The sequence below is a fragment of the Verrucosispora sp. WMMA2121 genome, assembly GCF_027460185.1.
In the GTDB taxonomy this organism is placed as follows: domain Bacteria; phylum Actinomycetota; class Actinomycetes; order Mycobacteriales; family Micromonosporaceae; genus Micromonospora; species Micromonospora palythoicola.
In genome coordinates this window covers 3,574,460-3,590,138 of sequence record NZ_JAPZBH010000006.1, presented here as the reverse complement: position 1 = coordinate 3,590,138, position 15,679 = coordinate 3,574,460, and the positions used below count along the sequence as shown (strand labels likewise).

The following is a 15,679-nucleotide window of genomic DNA, read 5'->3' as shown; positions in this document are numbered from 1 at the left end:
ACGACGCGGTACGACTACTCGGAGAAGTATGTGCCGGCCAGCAGGGCGCCCACCTTACGCGCCTGCTCCTCCGACATCTCGATCACGGCGACCGGGTCGTCCTTGCCCGAGGCGAAGACGTACAGGTCACGGGTGCCGTCACGGCGTACCACCACCGAGATCCGCTGGGTGTTGCTGCCCAGGTCGACGTCGTACCGCTTGCCGATACCCGGTAGTTCCTGCACGTATATCCCTTTGCCCATGGCCCCTCCCCGCTGCGCGCTCCGGAAATCTCTGCGCAATGGTACGAGGCGTCCGGCACCCGGCGGCTAGATGACCACCTGCTTGGTCTGCGGCAGCGAGTCGACCAGGGACCGGGACACGTTTATCGTGTCGGAGACGACCTCGTGGGGAGTGTTCGCCAGCCACTGCATCACCGAGATGTCCTCGAACCGGGGGTGGCGGAACATCTCCAGGAAGACCAGCGGCTCGTCGCCGGTGTTCTCGATGTAGTGCCCGTAGGCGAACGGCACGTAGCCGACGTCGCCGGCCTGGAAGTCGAAAGTACGGGCGGCGGCCGAGGCGGCGAAGACGCCCATCCGTCCCCGGCCGGAGATGTAGTACTGCCATTCGTCGGTGGTCGGGTGCCAGTGCAACTCCCGCATCCCGCCCGGTTCGACCTCGACCAGAGCGGCGGCGGTGGTGGTCGAGGCGGCGAAGTTCGTCGAGTCGGTGATTCGCACGGTCCCGCCACGGAAATGCTGTGGGGTCTGGGCGAGCATCCGGTGCTTGAAGCTGCGGGGCACGTCTCCGGTCGGGCTGACGACCCGGTCGGTCGACAGCGGCGGCGGGACGTCCCCGGCGAAGATGTACTTCTCCCGCTGGGCCAGGTCGTCCAACTGGTCGAGGGTCCAGCCGAAGTTCTTCGCCAGCACCGGCTTGGGCACGTGGGCGAAGAAATCGCTCAGCAGGAACGTGTTGTTCTCCGAGAAGCCGCCGTCGTTGAAGACCAGCAGGAACTGCGCGCCGTCCTGTAGCGCCTGGATGTGGTGCGGGATGCCCTGCGGGAAGAACCACAGGTCACCGGCGTGGACGTCCTCGATGAAATTGCGCCCCTCGTGGTCCACGGCGCTGATCCGGGCGCTGCCGCTGAGCATGTACGCCCATTCCGACTCCTGATGCCAGTGGATCTCCCGGTACGCGCCGGGTTCCAGGCCGAACTGGACCCCGGCCAACTGGGTGGCCACCGGCAGGTCCCGCACGGTGACCTCACGGGTCCAGCCGCCCTTCTCCACCCGGGTGTGCGCCTGCGAGAAGGAGAACTTCAGGTTCGGCACCAGTCGGCTGTCGGTGGTCGGCGGCACCAGCAGATCCGGGTTCTGCCGCTCCAACTCCACGTTGCGGCCGGCGATCGGGGCCGCCCCCTGGTCGCCGCGTCGCGGCTCGGGATCCCGGTCAACCATCGGTCAGCTCCTCACGTGCTCCGGACGGGCACCGCGCACCGGCAGCCGCCGCCGGGTGGCGGGTGGCGCGCCACCGACGGATCGGTGTCGTCGACCTGACGGCACGTGCCCTGATCACGCCGATGGGCGGTGGCAGGCGGGAATGCCCAGGACGGTGCGTCGCAAACGGCGAGGCACCCATGATCGTCCGCAGACGCGCCGACGTGACGCCCACGGGTCGGGCAAGCAGGGCCGGTCAGCGCTCCGGCATGCCCGGAAGGCCGATTCGTCCGACTCACCCGCCCGCGGGCCCGGTGGTGATCACCCGGTGCGGATTGGTTGGCGCGATGTCGACCCGCTTCCGCTGACCGACGACTACGAGGTGACGCGGAAGGTGGCGTCGGCGCGGGCCTGGGCGTCGTTGATCGGGTCGAGTCGCAGCTGGTAGTTGTAGTGCCGGAGGTACCGGTCGGGGTAGTTGTACGACCGGAACGACGACCAGGAGGAGTTGCCGAGGCCGGCGACCTGCCGGAAGGTCGCGTCCGCCGCGAAGACCGCGCTGCCGTCATGTGCCGCCAGCACGAAGTCGAAACCGTAGTGCCGCAGGTAATGACCGGGGTAGTTGACCGACTCGAACGACACACCGGTCGCGTCGGCCAGCCCCGGCACCACCCGGAACTGGGCGTCCTGCGCCGGGCTGACGTTCGCGTCGATGCGTACGTCGTAGTTGGCGTGGCGCACGTACCGGTCCTGGTGGGTGTACGCCTGGATCCGGTTGGCCGGCGTGGTGGCACCCCAGCGCCCCAGCACCGCGCTCTCCTCCGCGGCGGTCAGGTTGAGGATCGAGCCGTGCCGCTTGCGGCTGGCACCCAGCTGGTAGTCCGTACGGGTCCGGAAGTTGGTGACGCTGCCCAGGTTGGTGGAGGTGACCGGCAGGTACCCACGACCGGTGGCGTACTGGTCGAGCCAGAGCGCCCACTCGTTCCGACCGTTGAACTGCATCCACATCGGCCCTTCGACCACGTTGCCGCCGCCGGCGCCGTTGGAGATACCGAGGTGGGAGAGGTTGCCCAGCGTCGTCCACGAGCCGAGGATCGAGTTGCTGGCCTCGATGGTGATGTGCCCGTCGGCCGACGCGCGGTAGTAGCGGTATCCGCCGACGGCGTTCGGCACCTCGACGATCTGGGTGTCGATGATGCCCTGGCCGCCACCGGGGCGTTCGATGTAGAGCTGGGGCGCGGTGAAGCTGCGGAAGTCGCTGGTCCGCACGTACCAGATGCGGTGTTTGGTGACGCCGTCGCGCAGCGAGTTGGTCGCCCAGTAGACGATGTAGTCGCCGGTCGCCGCGTTGTAGATGGCCTCCGGCGCCCAGGCGTTGCCGGCGCCCGGAATCGCACCGGCCACGTTGATCAGCCAGGGGGCGGACCAGTTCACCAGGTCGCGGGACTCCCAGACCACCAGCGACCTGCTGCCCCGGTTCGCCGCGTCGTTCCACGAGGTGCCGCTGGCGATCCGCAGATCGGTGGCGACGATCCAGTACCGGTCACCGGCGGGCGAACGGACGATGGAGGGATCCCGCACTCCCCGGGTGCCGACCGTGGACAGCAGCACCGGTGCGCCGTTGTTCAGGTCGCGCCAGGTCAGACCGTCGCGGCTGTGCGCGAAGTAGACCTGCTCGCCGGTGGCCGACTCACCGGTGAAGTGCGCCATCAGGTAGCCGGTGAACGGATCCAGCGCGGCGGCCTCGGCACGCGGCGCCTGCGCCGCCGGCAGCAACAGCAGACACAGGGCGGCGAGCAGGGCAGTCGCCCTGGTCAGGACTCTGGACATGCGGCTCTCCGTCCGTCCGGCCCGGCCGACGTTAACGCTAACATCACGGCGCGCCCGAGCGATCCTGGTCACTGTTTCGGGGGTGTTACGCAGTCTCCGCCTCGAATCGACGCCCGTCAAGACGGTGGCCGTCTCGACGGCGACGGCGAGCGCCGGCCGGAGTCGGTCTCCGCATCCGCCGACCCGGAATCTGGGTGACGGTGGACAGCGGCACCGACAGAATGTTCCGAGTGCGGATCCGAGCGGTACGTCGCGACGAACTACCCGTCCTGCAAGGCATCGAGCGCGCGGCCGGCCGACGCTTCCGCGACGTCGGTATGCCGCAGATCGCCGACGATGAACCGCTGCCGCTGGACGTACTCGGCCGCTACCAGGGGGCAGGCCGTGCCTGGGTGGCCACCGACGTCACCGACCGGCCGGTCGGCTACCTCATCGCCGACCTCGTCGACGGCAACTTCCACATCGAACAGGTCTCCGTACATCCCGCCGTCGCCGGTCGCGGGATCGGACGTCAGCTGATCGCCCACCTCGCCGACCGGGCGGTGGCCGGCGGCATTCCCGCTCTGACCCTCACCACGTTCGCTCACGTGCCCTGGAACGCCCCGTACTACGCCCGGTGTGGCTTCCAGATCCTCGGCGAGCGCGACCTCACCCCGGGCCTGCGGGCCATCCGCCGACGCGAGGCAACACACGGGCTCGACCGTTGGCCCCGCGTCTGCATGCGCCGAACGCTGTGCCCGATCGCGGACCAGACGCCACCCCGAGGGCGGTCCTGAGCTGCGTGGACCTGCCGGTTCCACGAAGCACACGTTCGCCGTCGCGCAAACTCGCCACCCAATCGAGCGGACACCGCCGCACCGCCTCGTCATACTGGCTGCCGTGTTCGCCCTTGTCGCCGATACTCCCGTCGCAGCCGGTGAACTGGTCCGCCGAGGGCCAACGCAGTTCGGCCAGGATGTTCCAGGCTGGTCGGTTGCGCCGTACTGCCTGCATGTGCCGGTCGAGCACCTCGTCGCGGTTTTCGAACCGGTCTTCGTCGCGTTCCTCGACGACGGGCTGGCGGATGTCCGTAACGGTAGCGACGACTGGCCTGAGATCGAGACGCTCGTCGCTGCCGGCTGCCCACCGCTGTCCGAGATACCCATGAGACTGCCAGGATTGCTGGCCGAGATCCTGCGGGAGTCGCTCTACATGGACGTCCTTGACGCACTGCTGCCGCTGAGGCCCGACGCCGCCATCAGGTACCTGGCCAACACCGTCGACCATGTTACCGTCGACCCCGACTGGGTGGCGGTGTGCGGACGAGCCCTTCAAGTACCCGAAGCGACCCCGTCCGGCTCGACCCGGTAGACACCGAGGACCCACCTGCGCGCGCAGCCAGGGCGCGCACGACACTCGCCACGGCCCACCCGGTTGATCAAGAGAATTTGGTCTGCGACACGCGGGCGGATTCTAGGGTTCAGTGCAACTGATCTTGGTTGTGCTGGAGGTGTTGGTGGCCAGGCCGGGTGTGGTGACGTTCGGGCATCGGCAGGTGTTGGAGCATTTGTGGGGGTCGGGGCGAACGATCTCGCAGATCGCGGGGCTGTTAGGCGTGCCGGTGTGCACGGTGTCGCGGGAGGTCGCGCGGTATCACAGTGCGCGGCACGGGACGAAGAATCCGCTCGGGCGGTCGTTGCCGCCCGGGCGGGCTCGTCGGCCGTATCGGTGGGGGTATCAGGCGCAGTGGGCGCAGCGGCGGGCTGACGCGGCTCGGCGGCGGCCGCAGGCGTCGAAGCTTCGGCCGGGCACGCGGCTGCGGCACACGGTGGCGGGGAAACTGGCGCGTAGGTGGTCTCCGAAGCAGATCGCCGCGTGGTTGCGGGCCACGTACGCCGACCGTCCGGAGTCACAGGTGTCCCACGAGACGATCTACCAGGCGATCTACGTGCAGTCGCGGGGCAACCTGCGCGCGGAGTTGGGTCGGCAGGTGGCGCTGCGTTCGGGTCGTACCCAGCGGCGCCCGCAGTCACGCGCCGCGGGTGCCGCCCGTCGCCGGCGGCCCTGGATCGGGGATCTGCACATCAGCACCCGGCCCGCGGAGGCCGCTGACCGGGCCGTGCCCGGGCACTGGGAAGGTGACCTGGTCATCGGCAAGGCCGGCGCCTCGGCGATCGTGACGCTGGTCGAACGCAGCACCCGCTACGTGATGCTCGGCGCCCTACCCAACGGCCGTGACAGCGAAGCCGTCATCGCCGTGCTCACCACCCTGGCCACCCGGATGCCGGCACACCTGCGCCGGTCGCTGACCTGGGACCAAGGCACCGAGATGGCCACCCACCCGAGATTCACCGTCGCCACCGGCTGCCCGGTCTACTTCTGCGACCCCCACAGCCCCTGGCAACGCGGCAGCAACGAAAACACCAACGGCCTACTGCGCCAGTACTTCCCCAAAAGCAGCTACGACTTCCGCACCATCGACCAGACCGGCCTGGACGAGGTCGCCCACGAACTCAACACCCGACCCCGCGAAACGCTGGACTGGGACACCCCAGCCCAACGCCTCGCGCACCTCATCGCTCCCTAACGATTGCACTCACCCCTTGACCCCAAGCCGATCGCCGAGACGAAAACTTCTTGATCAACGCGGGAGGCCCGGGGTTGGAGGTTGGAGGTTGGGGGTGGGGTGGTCACAGGTGATCGGGGGTGGGGATGCCGAGCAGGTGCAGGCCGGTGCGCAGGGTTTCGCCGGTGAGACGGCACAGGGCCAGGCGGTTGCCGCGCCGCGGTCCGGTGGCACGCAGCACCGGGCAGTGCTCGTAGAACGTGGTGAAGGTCTGCGCCAGCCGGTACAGGTAGCCGCAGAGGCGGTGCGGCTCGTAACCGGCGACCACCTCGACGAGGGTGTCGGCGAAGGCGTCGAGGTCGAGGATCAGCGCCCGTTCCGCGGGTTCCAGCGGCGCCGTCAAGTCCACTGTGATGTCGCCGTCGGCGCGGGCCAGGATGGACCGGACGCGGGCGTGCGCGTACTGGAGGTAGACGCCGGTGTTGCCGGCCAGCGCCAGCATCCGCTCCGGGTCGTAGACGTAGTCCCGGGTCCGGTTGGTGGTCAGGTCGGCGTACTTGACCGCGCCGATGCCGACCTGCCACGCCCGCTCGTCCAGGGCCGCCCCGGTCAGCCCGGGATTCTTCGCCGCGACCACCTCCCGGGCCCGGTCGACCGCCTCGGTGAGCAGGTCGACCAGGCGGACGGTGTCACCGGCGCGGGTCTTGAACGGCCGACCGTCCGGGCCGAGGACGGTACCGAAGGCGACGTGCACGGCGGGTACGGTCGGCGGCAGCCACCCGGCCCGCCGCGCGGTGTCGAAGACCATCCGGAAGTGCCGGGCCTGCCGGGCGTCGACCACGTACAGCAGCCGGTCGGCGTGCAGCTCGACGACGCGTTGCCGCAGCGCGGCCAGGTCGGTCGCGGCGTAGCCGAAACCACCGTCCCGCTTGCGGACGATCAGCGGCGTCGGCTCGCCGTCCGGGCCACGCAGGTCGTCGAAGAAGACGCAGAGCGCGCCGTCGCTGGTCACCGCGACCTTCCGGCGTTCGAGTTCGTCGGCGACGGCGGGCAGCGCGGCGTTGTAGGCGCTCTCCCCCACCGTGTCGGCGTCGGTCAGCCGCACGCCGAGCCGGTCGTAGACCTCGGTGAAGTAGCGGGTCGACTCGGCCACGATGTCCCGCCACGCGGCCACGGTGTTCGGTTCGCCGGCCTGCAACGCCACCACCCGCCGCCGGGCCCGGTCGGCGAACGCGGAGTCGGTGTCGAACTGTGCCCGGGCCAGCCGGTAGAGCGTGGCCAGCCGCCCCATGGTGCCGGTGTCGCCCGGCACCGGCTCGGGATGTTCGGCCTGGTACTGGATGAGCATGCCGAACTGGGTTCCCCAGTCGCCGATGTGGTTGCGCCGCACGACGGTGCCGCCGAGGTGTTCCAGCACGCGGACCAGCGCGTCGCCGATGACGGTGGAGCGCAGGTGCCCGACGTGCATCTCCTTGGCGATGTTCGGCTGGGAGTAGTCGATCACGGTGGTGACGCCCGCCTCGGGGGTGCCGACGCCGAGCCGGTCATCGCCCAGCCGGCGGGCGAGCTGCGCCAGCAGCGCCCGGTCGGTCAGCTCGATGTTGACGAAGCCTGGCCCGGCCACCACCGCCGTGGCCACCAGACCGTCCTCGGGCAGGTCGTCGACCACCTCCGCCGCGGCCTGCCGTGGGTTGCGGCGCAGCGTCCGTGCCGCCGCCAACACACCGTCGGCCTGGAAGTCGGCGTGCGCGGAACGGCGCAGCTGCGGCGCCAGGTCGGCCATTCCCCGGCGGGCCGCGGCGGCGGCGACGGAGTCGGACAACGACGAGGCCAGCGAGGGCACGGTCACGGGTACTCCCTGGGACGGGATGAGCGATCGTCACGAGATGTGCCGGCCGCACAGCGGGGTGCGGGCACGGCGGAAGGAACGCGCGGGTGAGCGGGACGACTATCGTCGTCGCAGGCGTGAGCGGCGGACGGTGCCGGGCACCCGATCCATCTCCACCGCCTCGGACGCCGGGGCCGCGCGCCGGGCGCGGCCAGATGCCGGAAGTGTACGCGCCGTGCAGTGCGGACGGGGACCGGGTTTGCCCGCCGATGTCGTCGAGGCGTGGGGAAAACCCTGATTCCCTGGCCACGGGCGCTGTCTAGGGTCGATGCCATGGCCCGGCCCTGGTCCGTGTCGGTGCGGCCGGGTCTGGCGCGGCAGCTCCGGTGCCGGTGGGTGGCGCCGTCCCGATCCGACGAGGAGTCCCGGTGCGCAAGGTTGTCTCGGCTGTCCTCACCGTGGTCCTCGTGCTGGCCGCGTCCGGTTGCGGCGGCCGGTCCCCGGGTGATCCGGCCGCCGACGAGGACCCGTACAGCGAATCCGCGTTGCGCTACGGCATGGCACCGGTACCCCACCCCGACCTGACGTACCAGCCGGACGTGGTCCTCGTCGGCGGCGGCGGCCGCTCGGTCCGGTCGGTCACCGCCGACGGGTTGACCTGGCGGCTCGACGGTGACGCGCCCCGGGCCACCGACCTGGCGCCCGGGAAGGTCATGTTCGTCACCGGTCGTGGCGTCGGCCGGGTGCTCGACGTCCAGCGCGACGGGGGCGACCTGCTGGTCACGATCGGCCCGGTCACCGTCACCGACGTGATCCGCGACGGCACCCTGGAGCAGCGCGGCATCGCCATCGAGAACCCGGTCGTCTACCAGGCCGGCGAGCCGATCTGGGCGATGTCCGAGGAGGAGGCCGACGCCCTGGGCGCCACGCCGACCGGCCGCGCCGGGCGCGCCGGGCCGCTGCGGCTCGCCCCGCCGCCGCCCCGGCCGAACCAGCCACCGCCGGTGCGCGGCGGCGGCGAGGTCAAGACGGTCGTCGCCAACTTCTCCACCGGGGTCAGCCTCAACGACGGCGCGGAGGTCAGCTTCCACTACCACCGCGACGGTACGAAGCTGTCCGGGCGGGCCGCGCTGACCTTCGCCACGCCGGAGGCGGACTTCCACCTGAAGATCAGCGGCGGTTCGGTGACTCGGGCCGAGCTGTCGATCAGCGGCGGCTTCGGCATCCGTTACTCGTTCGAGGCCGGGCTCCGGGACGGGCAGAACATCAGAGCGGTGCTGCCCATCCCGGTGGACTTCAGCATCCCGATGGGCACGGTGCTCGGCGTCCCGCTGGCGCTGACCATCAGCCAGACGGTGAAGGTGACCACCGCGTTCGGCGCGAAGGTGGGCACGATCAAGGGCAAGGGTGAGTTCTCCCTCGCCGGCTCGCTCGGCTACGGCTACGCCAACGGCACGTTCGGCCCGCAGGTCAGCAAGAACTTCAAGCGCAAGGAGAGCCTGATCAACTCCTTGAGCGGAGTTCCGGTCGGGGTGATGGGACTGCTCATCGAGCATCAGGTCCGGTTCGACGTCGGGTTCAGCGCGTTCGTGCTCAAGGCCGGCCTGTTCTTCGAGGTGTCGACCGCGTACGGGACGACGATCGGGTCGGCGCTGGGCGCGCCGCTGGCGGTCTGCCGAGGCGTGGGCCTCGGCGTCCGGGCCTCGTACGGCGTCGGCTACACCATCCTGGCCCCGGTGGTGAACGTGATCAACAAGTTCCTCAGCCTGATCAACGTCAAGCCGATCGACCCGTCCGGCAAGCTGGGGCCGCCGCCGTACGTCCTCCACAACGCCGAGGAGATCATCCCGCCCGGCACCAAGCTCTGCGGCACCCCGAAGCCGGCCGCCGACTGAGCAGGGCGCCGGCGGCCCGGGCGTCCGGTCACCGGCCGGCGTCGTCGCCAACGTGCGGAGACCCGGCCGCGTCGGTGCCGAATCCGTCGAGCGCAGCGCGCTCGTCGAGCGTACGCAGTTCCTGGAACACGGTGATGTGCAGACCGGCCGGGGCGTCGAGGCGGGCGTTGACCGAGTGCCACGGTGTGGTGGTGGGTGGTGCCACCTGCTCGGCACCGGCGGCGACCAGCCGCTCGGTGGTGGCGGCGGTGTCGTCCACCTCGAACGCCACCCGGATGCGCGGGGCGACCTGGCGTCCCACCTCGACCTCGTCGATCATGCGCTTCTGCGCCGGGTTGGCGATCTCCAGCGTGGCCCGCCCGGCATCCAGGATCACCACCTGGGCGTCGTCCGCGCCGGAGTACGCGGCCTGCTCGGGCAGGCCGAGCACGTCGCGATAGAACCGCACCGCCGCCTCGTAGTCGTCGGCCTGCACCACCAGCCGCAGCTGGCGGACCGTCGACGTGGACTTCCCGGATGATTTCGTCACTGCCACTCCCCTGTGCCGTCGGGTGGTGCCGACGCCGGCACCACCGGCAATGCTGCGCCACGCTCAGTCGGGCAGGTCGGCGATCCGGGTCGAGAGCGCGCGCAGCATCGCGAGTTCGTCGGCGCTGACGTGCGCCAGAAAGCGAGATCGCACCGACGCGACGTGGTACGGCGCTGCCTGTTCGAGGACGGCGAAGCCGTGATCGGTCAGGTGCAGCAGACAACCACGGGCGTCCTGCGGATCCGGTTGCTTGTCGATGAGTCCCCGGGCCTGCATCCGCGCGGCGTGGTGGGACAGGCGGCTGCGCGACCACTCCATCTTGGCCGCCAGCTCCCGGAGTTCCCAGCGGCGGTCGGGTTTCTCCGACAGCGTGCTCAGCACCTCGTAGTCCGCGGCGGACAGTCCCGAGTCGCGGGCCAGGTCGCGGCCGATCCGGGCGGGCAACGCGATGAGCAGCCGCCGGAAGGCTCGCCACGCCTGCTCCTCGTCGGCGCTCAGCCAGGCGGCGTCCATGTCGGTCATCCTACCTGTCGTTGACGTGTCACTGAAATCAGCCTAATGTCGTTGACATGTCATCGAACGAACCCAGCCCGCTCCGGGTCCTCGTCATCACCGCCAGCACCCGCCCCGGGCGGCTCGGGCCCGCGATCACCGACTGGTTCGTGCGGACCATCCGGTCGGACGCCGCGTCCGGCGCGACCACCGTCGACGTCGCCGATCTGGCCGACATCGCGCTGCCGTTGCTCGACGAACCGGAGCATCCCGCCAGCGGCAGCTACCGACACGAGCACACCCGCCGCTGGAGCCGCACCGTCGCCGCGGCCGACGCCTTCGTGGTGGTGACGCCCGAGTACAACTTCGGCATGCCGGCGGCGCTGAAGAACGCCTTCGACTTCCTCTATCACGAGTGGGCGTGGAAGCCGGTGGCCTTCGTCAGCTACGGCAACACCTCGGCCGGCACCCGGTCGGCGCAGATGGCGAAGCAGGTCGTCACCACGCTGCGGATGATGCCGATCGGCGCGACCGTCGCCCTGCGCATCGCGGACAGCGTCCACGCCGGACAGGTGGCCGGATCCGCAGCGCTCGACGGCGCCGCCCGCGCGCTGCTGATCGAGCTGAGCCGGGTGGCCCGCGCGCTGCGTCCCCTGCGCGGTGGAAACGACCCGACGGCGGTCGACGGGCCGGCCGCCGGTCTCACACTTCGCGAGGCCCTGCCCGGCGACCTGGCGGAACTGCTCATCCTGCAACGGTGCTGCTGGGTCCAGGAAGCCATCGCCAACGACACCCTCGACCTGGCACCGCTCCGGGAGAGCCTCGCCGACCTACGGGCGTCGACGGCGACGTGGCGGTGGTGGTGCGTACGCCACGACGGTCGCCTCGTCGCGGCGGTGCGCGCCCGGGCGCACGGGAGCACCTGGCTGATCGGTCGCCTGATGGTGGCACCCGACCGGGCCGGCAACGGCATCGGCTCCTGGCTGCTGTCGTACGCCGAAGGACAGGCTCCCGGGGAGACCACCCACTGCGTCCTCTTCACCGGCCGCCGCAGCACCCGCAACATCGGCCTGTACGAGCGCGCCGGCTACACCCGCACCGCGAGTGCCGACACCCCACCGGACAGCGTGCGCCTGTCCAAACCACGCCCCGGCCAGCCGACCGGCGCTGTCCACCACGACGCGGGTGTGGTGTGATCTCCAGGCATGAGAGTCCGGGTGGTGGGTGCCGGCGTCGTCGGTCTGACCAGCGCACTGCGCCTGGCCCGCGACGGCCATCACGTCGACCTGGTCGCCGCCCGGATGGGCGACGACACGACGTCGGCGGTCGCCGCCGCGCTCTGGTACCCCTACCGCGCCTATCCGGCGGCGGACGTGACCCGCTGGTCGGCGTCCAGCTACGCGACCCTGCGCGGCCTGGCCGCCGATCCGCGCACCGGTGTGCGGATGCGCCTGGGGCGGGAGCTGTTCCGTCGGCCCGCACCCGAGCCGTGGTGGCGGGACGCGGTGCCGGAGCTGGCCCGGGTCACGGGGGCGAGACTACCGACCGGCTACGCCGACGGTTTCGAGCTGACCGTCCCGGTGGCGGACATGGCGGTGCACCTACCCTGGCTGCTCGGCGAGGTGATCGCCGCCGGGGTCGCGGTCCGCTCCGGGCGGTTCGAGAAGCTGGCCGACGCCCTCGTCGGCGTGGACGTCGTGGTCAACTGCACCGGTCTCGGGGCCCGGGAGCTGGTCGGCGACGCCCACCTCACCCCGGTGCGGGGACAGGTGGTCGTGGTCGCCCAGTTCGGCCTGCGCGAGTGGGTCATCGACCAGTCCGATCCCGAGCAGTTGTGCTACGTCGTACCCCGCGATGACACCGTGCTGCTCGGTGGCACCGCCGACGACGGCGACGAGGACCTGACCGTTCGGGCGGACACGGCCAGCGGCATCCTCGATCGCTGCGCCAACATCGTACCCGCGCTGCGCGACGCGCGGGTCCTCGGTCACCGGGTCGGCCTACGGCCCGGTCGGCCGAGTGTGCGGCTGGAGGCAGAGGTCACCGATCGCGGTCCGGTGGTGCACTGCTACGGCCACGGCGGGGCCGGCGTGACGCTCTCCCACGGCTGCGCCGAGGACGTGGCCCACCTGGTGTCCGGGCTGCGCTGACCCGCCGTTGCCCCCGAGCCCGCAGCCCCTCGTGCCCGCCACCGCTCAGGTGCCGGCGGGGCGGATCCGTGAGCTACGCAGGTGGCCCGTGCTCGGCGGCAGCCTCGGTGAGTCGACGGGCCATCGCGGTGCGGGAGTGGACGTGGAGCTTGGCGAAGACCCGGTTCAGGTGGGACTCGATGGTCCGCGGGCTGAGATGGAGTCGCGCGGCGATCTCCTTGTTGGTCAGGCCGGTCGTCGCCAGGCCCGCGATCTCCCGCTCCCGGGCGGTGAGGGCGTCGTTTCCGGCCGGCCGACCGGTGCCCGCCGCACCGCCGGCGCGGTGTCCGGAGCGCGGGCAGCCGGCGGCGCGGTGCCCGGCGAGCACGGATGATGCCCAGACCGCACCACAGGCCCGGTACCCGGTGTCGGCCCGGTCGAGGGCGGCGGCACCGGGTCCCGGTCGACCCGCGACGAGGTACGCGACACCGGCGAGGTGCCGGGACAGCGCCTCCTCCATCGGGGTGCCGGCCGTCACGAAGCTGGCCGCCGCGCGCTCGGCGAGCATCGTCGCCCGGTCCGGATCCTCGACCCGGTACGCGGCGAAGGCCCGGGCGAACCGGGCCAGTCCGATCTCGTACGGCAGATCGGCGGCCGCGGCCCGGCGTTCCGCCCGCCTACCGACCCGGGCGGCCGTGGCGTGATCACCCTGGCCGGCCGCGACGACGGTCGCGACCAGGTCCCGGGCCACCAGCACCGGCGGATGCCTCGACGGCGGTGTCGCCGGCTCGGCGAGCAGGTCGGCACCGCCGCCCCAGTCGCCGGTGACCGCCCTGGCCAGGGCCAGCTCCACCCGGTTGATCCGCCACCACGCTCGGGAGCGTGGCTGCCCGCCGATCACCTCGGTACCCGCACTGCGCGGGTCGCCGTCGAGGTGGGGCGGCGCCGGGTCGACGAGCGCCGCGGCCGGGCCGGCGGTCCACAGCACCGGGCGCAGGCGGACCGCCGCCGCCATCGCGGCCATCTCCGTGCTGCCCACCCGTTCGGCGGCGGCCCGCGCCTGCTCCGCCGCCCGCACCGCCCGGGTCAGCCGACCAGCACGAGCGTGCACCAGCGACTCCATGACGAGCAGGTACGGCGAGGCGCTGCTCGGCCCGAGTCCGTCCACGATCCGTCGGGCCCGGGCGAGATGTCGGTCGGCGTCGGCGTAGTTGCCCAGCTGGATCTCGACAAGCGCCAGTGGTGAGACGATCTCGACGTACGGGCGCAGGTCCGCGTCGCCGGTGGCGTCCACGGCGACGACGGCGGCGGCGAGCTGCTCGCGTGCCGACCGGGCGCAGCCGAGGTACAGGGTGGCGAGCGCCCGCAGCGTCAGCGCCGCCGCCACGAGCGCCGACCGGTGCTCGTCCAGCAGTTCGAGGGCCCGCCGCGCGTGGTGCACCGCCGAGGCCGGCTCCTCCCGAAACGCGTCCACGGCCGCCAGTTCCACGTGCAGCTTCGCCTCCTCGACCCGGTCGAGACCGCCGCGACGCAGTTGGGTGCCGAGCGTCGCCGCCGCCTCGGCGAAGTCGCCGAGCTGCCGGGCCACCGCCACACTGAACGCCTCGGCCCGGCGCCGCACCGGCCCGTCGGCACGCCGCAGCCGTTGGAGCACCGCACGGCTGCGGGCCAACTCGCCGCTGCGGCCGAGGGCCCGGGCGTACCACATCGTCACCTCGGCACGCCGCCGGTCGTCCGGACCGGCGTCCGGCATGATGCGCAGCGCGGCGCCGAGCCAGCGGGCCGCCTGGGCGGGGGCCTCGTGCGTGAACGCGACACCCGCGTCGACCAACGTGGCCACCGCGACCTCGTCGCCGTGGCGGGCGGACCGTTCCGTGTGGTGCGCCACCAGCTGCCGGGACGCTCGGCGGCCACGCAGGTAGTCGGCGGTGCGGGTGTGCGCCTCGAACCGCCAGGCCGCGCCGGTCAACGCGTACGCCGCGGCCCGCATCAGCGGGTGTCGATAGCGCAGCCGCCCGCCGTCCGCGTCGAGCAGGCCGAGTCGCCCGAGCTGGTCCACCGCCGCGGTGACCGTGGGCATCGGCAGGCCGGCAACGTGTCTGACGAGGTCGATGGTGGTGTGGTCGCCGACCACCGCGGCGATGTGGGCGACCCGCTGCACCGACGGTTCCTGGGCGGTGATCTCGGCGGCGAGTCCGGCCAGCACTGACCGCCGCGAGCCGGCGAGGCGGTCGGCGTCGACCGGGTCGTGCCGGCGGGCCAGCCTCGCCAGGGAGTCCAGCTCATCGTCGGTGAGCCGGGACAACGCCTGGATGTACAGCGGATTGCCGAGGCTGGCCCGCAGGACCAGTTCCCGGCGACGACGCGGCACGCCGACCAGCAGCACGTCCAGGCTGGCCGCGTCCAACGGCGGAAGGTCGATCAGGGTGGCGGCCGGGCCGAGCCGCGCGATGGCGTTGACCAGCCGTGCCGGTGGGCAGGCGGTACGGAACGCCACCGCGAGCAGCACCGGCACCGGTGGTGGACTGCCGATCAGGTGCTCGGTCAGCTCCACTGACGCCGAGTCGGCCCAGTGCACGTCGTCGAGCAGCAGTGCGGCGCCCGGCGCGGGTGTCCGGGTTAGCATCTGCCGCACCGCCGCCGGCACCGACGGCCGTGCCGCGCCGCTCGGCCCCCCGTCGGCCGCCTCCACCATCTCGGCGAAGAGCCCGAACGGCACGCCCTGCTCGTACTGGGTGGCCCGACCCGGGTGAACCCGCAGGCCCGCGTCGGCGGCCCGCCGCGCCAACTCGCGGAGAATCCGGGTCTTGCCCAGGCCCGCCTCGCCGCACACCTCGACCACCACGGATCGTCCGGCGCGTACGGTGGCCACCGCCGCGTCCAGCGACTCCACCTCGGCCGCCCGGCCCACCAGCACCGGATCGGGCCGGAATCCCACCTCTCGGCTGGCCGTCATCACGCCTCCCCACGGGGAGTGTCACAGCGACAGCCATCGGTGACCATCAACTAT

General features: G+C 71.7%; 13 protein-coding genes. 6 read left to right on the top strand and 7 right to left on the bottom strand.

What is annotated here, in order from left to right; translation table 11 throughout:
* Window positions 1–14 precede the first annotated feature (14 nt).
* The 3 genes from O7605_RS25075 to O7605_RS25065 form a co-directional block, all read right to left on the bottom strand.
* Window positions 15–242 (bottom strand): potassium transporter TrkA, encoded by a 228-nt coding sequence (locus O7605_RS25075; RefSeq protein ID WP_269741436.1) that lies wholly within the window; start codon window positions 240–242, stop codon window positions 15–17.
* Between the two features lie 66 nt (window positions 243–308).
* Window positions 309–1,442 carry a cupin domain-containing protein gene (locus O7605_RS25070; RefSeq protein WP_269741435.1) on the bottom strand — a complete coding sequence of 378 codons (1,134 nt, stop codon included), beginning with the start codon at window positions 1,440–1,442 and terminating at the stop codon, window positions 309–311.
* Between the two features lie 354 nt (window positions 1,443–1,796).
* A complete protein-coding gene (locus tag O7605_RS25065) occupies window positions 1,797–3,251 on the bottom strand; it encodes a glycoside hydrolase family 43 protein (RefSeq protein WP_269741434.1) in 1,455 nt (484 codons plus the stop codon).
* A 230-nt stretch (window positions 3,252–3,481) separates the two neighbouring features.
* Here O7605_RS25065 and O7605_RS25060 point away from each other — a divergent pair, with 230 nt between their 5' ends.
* From O7605_RS25060 to O7605_RS25050, 3 genes are all read left to right on the top strand, one after another.
* Entirely contained in the window at window positions 3,482–4,027 is a 546-nt protein-coding gene (locus O7605_RS25060; protein WP_269741433.1) for a GNAT family N-acetyltransferase, read from the top strand.
* Window positions 4,028–4,130: 103 nt separating this feature from the next.
* Window positions 4,131–4,601 carry a hypothetical protein gene (locus tag O7605_RS25055; RefSeq protein WP_269741432.1) on the top strand — a complete coding sequence of 157 codons (471 nt, stop codon included), beginning with the start codon at window positions 4,131–4,133 and terminating at the stop codon, window positions 4,599–4,601.
* Between the two features lie 112 nt (window positions 4,602–4,713).
* Complete coding sequence (locus tag O7605_RS25050; protein WP_269737567.1) at window positions 4,714–5,817, top strand: IS30 family transposase; 1,104 nt, start codon at window positions 4,714–4,716, stop codon at window positions 5,815–5,817.
* A 103-nt stretch (window positions 5,818–5,920) separates the two neighbouring features.
* Here the strand turns inward: O7605_RS25050 and argS are convergent, their stop codons facing one another.
* Window positions 5,921–7,579: an arginine--tRNA ligase gene (gene argS, locus O7605_RS25045; RefSeq protein WP_269742743.1), complete on the bottom strand. Its 1,659-nt coding sequence runs from the start codon at window positions 7,577–7,579 to the stop codon at window positions 5,921–5,923.
* 473 nt (window positions 7,580–8,052) lie between these two features.
* Between argS and O7605_RS25040 the strand changes: the two genes are divergently transcribed.
* Window positions 8,053–9,519: a hypothetical protein gene (locus O7605_RS25040; protein ID WP_269741431.1), complete on the top strand. Its 1,467-nt coding sequence runs from the start codon at window positions 8,053–8,055 to the stop codon at window positions 9,517–9,519.
* A gap of 28 nt (window positions 9,520–9,547) precedes the next feature.
* On the opposite strand, the gene O7605_RS25035 is transcribed toward O7605_RS25040, so the two are convergent.
* Window positions 9,548–10,048 carry a VOC family protein gene (locus tag O7605_RS25035; RefSeq protein ID WP_269741430.1) on the bottom strand — a complete coding sequence of 167 codons (501 nt, stop codon included), beginning with the start codon at window positions 10,046–10,048 and terminating at the stop codon, window positions 9,548–9,550.
* Window positions 10,049–10,111: 63 nt separating this feature from the next.
* Entirely contained in the window at window positions 10,112–10,561 is a 450-nt protein-coding gene (locus O7605_RS25030) for a MarR family winged helix-turn-helix transcriptional regulator (protein ID WP_269741429.1), read from the bottom strand.
* Between the two features lie 56 nt (window positions 10,562–10,617).
* Between O7605_RS25030 and O7605_RS25025 the strand changes: the two genes are divergently transcribed.
* Together O7605_RS25025 and O7605_RS25020 are read left to right on the top strand one after the other, a co-directional pair.
* Window positions 10,618–11,736 (top strand): GNAT family N-acetyltransferase, encoded by a 1,119-nt coding sequence (locus tag O7605_RS25025; protein ID WP_269741428.1) that lies wholly within the window; start codon window positions 10,618–10,620, stop codon window positions 11,734–11,736.
* A 9-nt stretch (window positions 11,737–11,745) separates the two neighbouring features.
* A complete protein-coding gene (locus tag O7605_RS25020) occupies window positions 11,746–12,690 on the top strand; it encodes an FAD-dependent oxidoreductase (RefSeq protein ID WP_269741427.1) in 945 nt (314 codons plus the stop codon).
* 73 nt (window positions 12,691–12,763) lie between these two features.
* On the opposite strand, the gene O7605_RS25015 is transcribed toward O7605_RS25020, so the two are convergent.
* Window positions 12,764–15,625, bottom strand: a complete 2,862-nt coding sequence (locus O7605_RS25015) for a helix-turn-helix transcriptional regulator (RefSeq protein ID WP_269741426.1) — start codon at window positions 15,623–15,625, stop codon at window positions 12,764–12,766.
* Between the last annotated feature and the right edge of the window lie 54 nt (window positions 15,626–15,679).

Coding starts and splice junctions, on each gene's coding strand:
- O7605_RS25075 (WP_269741436.1), bottom strand. CDS start 242: ATGGGCAAAGGGATATACGTGCAGGAACTACCGGGTATCGGCAAGCGG.
- O7605_RS25070 (WP_269741435.1), bottom strand. CDS start 1,442: ATGGTTGACCGGGATCCCGAGCCGCGACGCGGCGACCAGGGGGCGGCC.
- O7605_RS25065 (WP_269741434.1), bottom strand. CDS start 3,251: ATGTCCAGAGTCCTGACCAGGGCGACTGCCCTGCTCGCCGCCCTGTGT.
- argS (WP_269742743.1), bottom strand. CDS start 7,579: ATGGCCGACCTGGCGCCGCAGCTGCGCCGTTCCGCGCACGCCGACTTC.
- O7605_RS25030 (WP_269741429.1), bottom strand. CDS start 10,561: ATGGACGCCGCCTGGCTGAGCGCCGACGAGGAGCAGGCGTGGCGAGCC.
- O7605_RS25025 (WP_269741428.1), top strand. CDS start 10,618: ATGTCATCGAACGAACCCAGCCCGCTCCGGGTCCTCGTCATCACCGCC.
- O7605_RS25020 (WP_269741427.1), top strand. CDS start 11,746: ATGAGAGTCCGGGTGGTGGGTGCCGGCGTCGTCGGTCTGACCAGCGCA.
- O7605_RS25015 (WP_269741426.1), bottom strand. CDS start 15,625: ATGACGGCCAGCCGAGAGGTGGGATTCCGGCCCGATCCGGTGCTGGTG.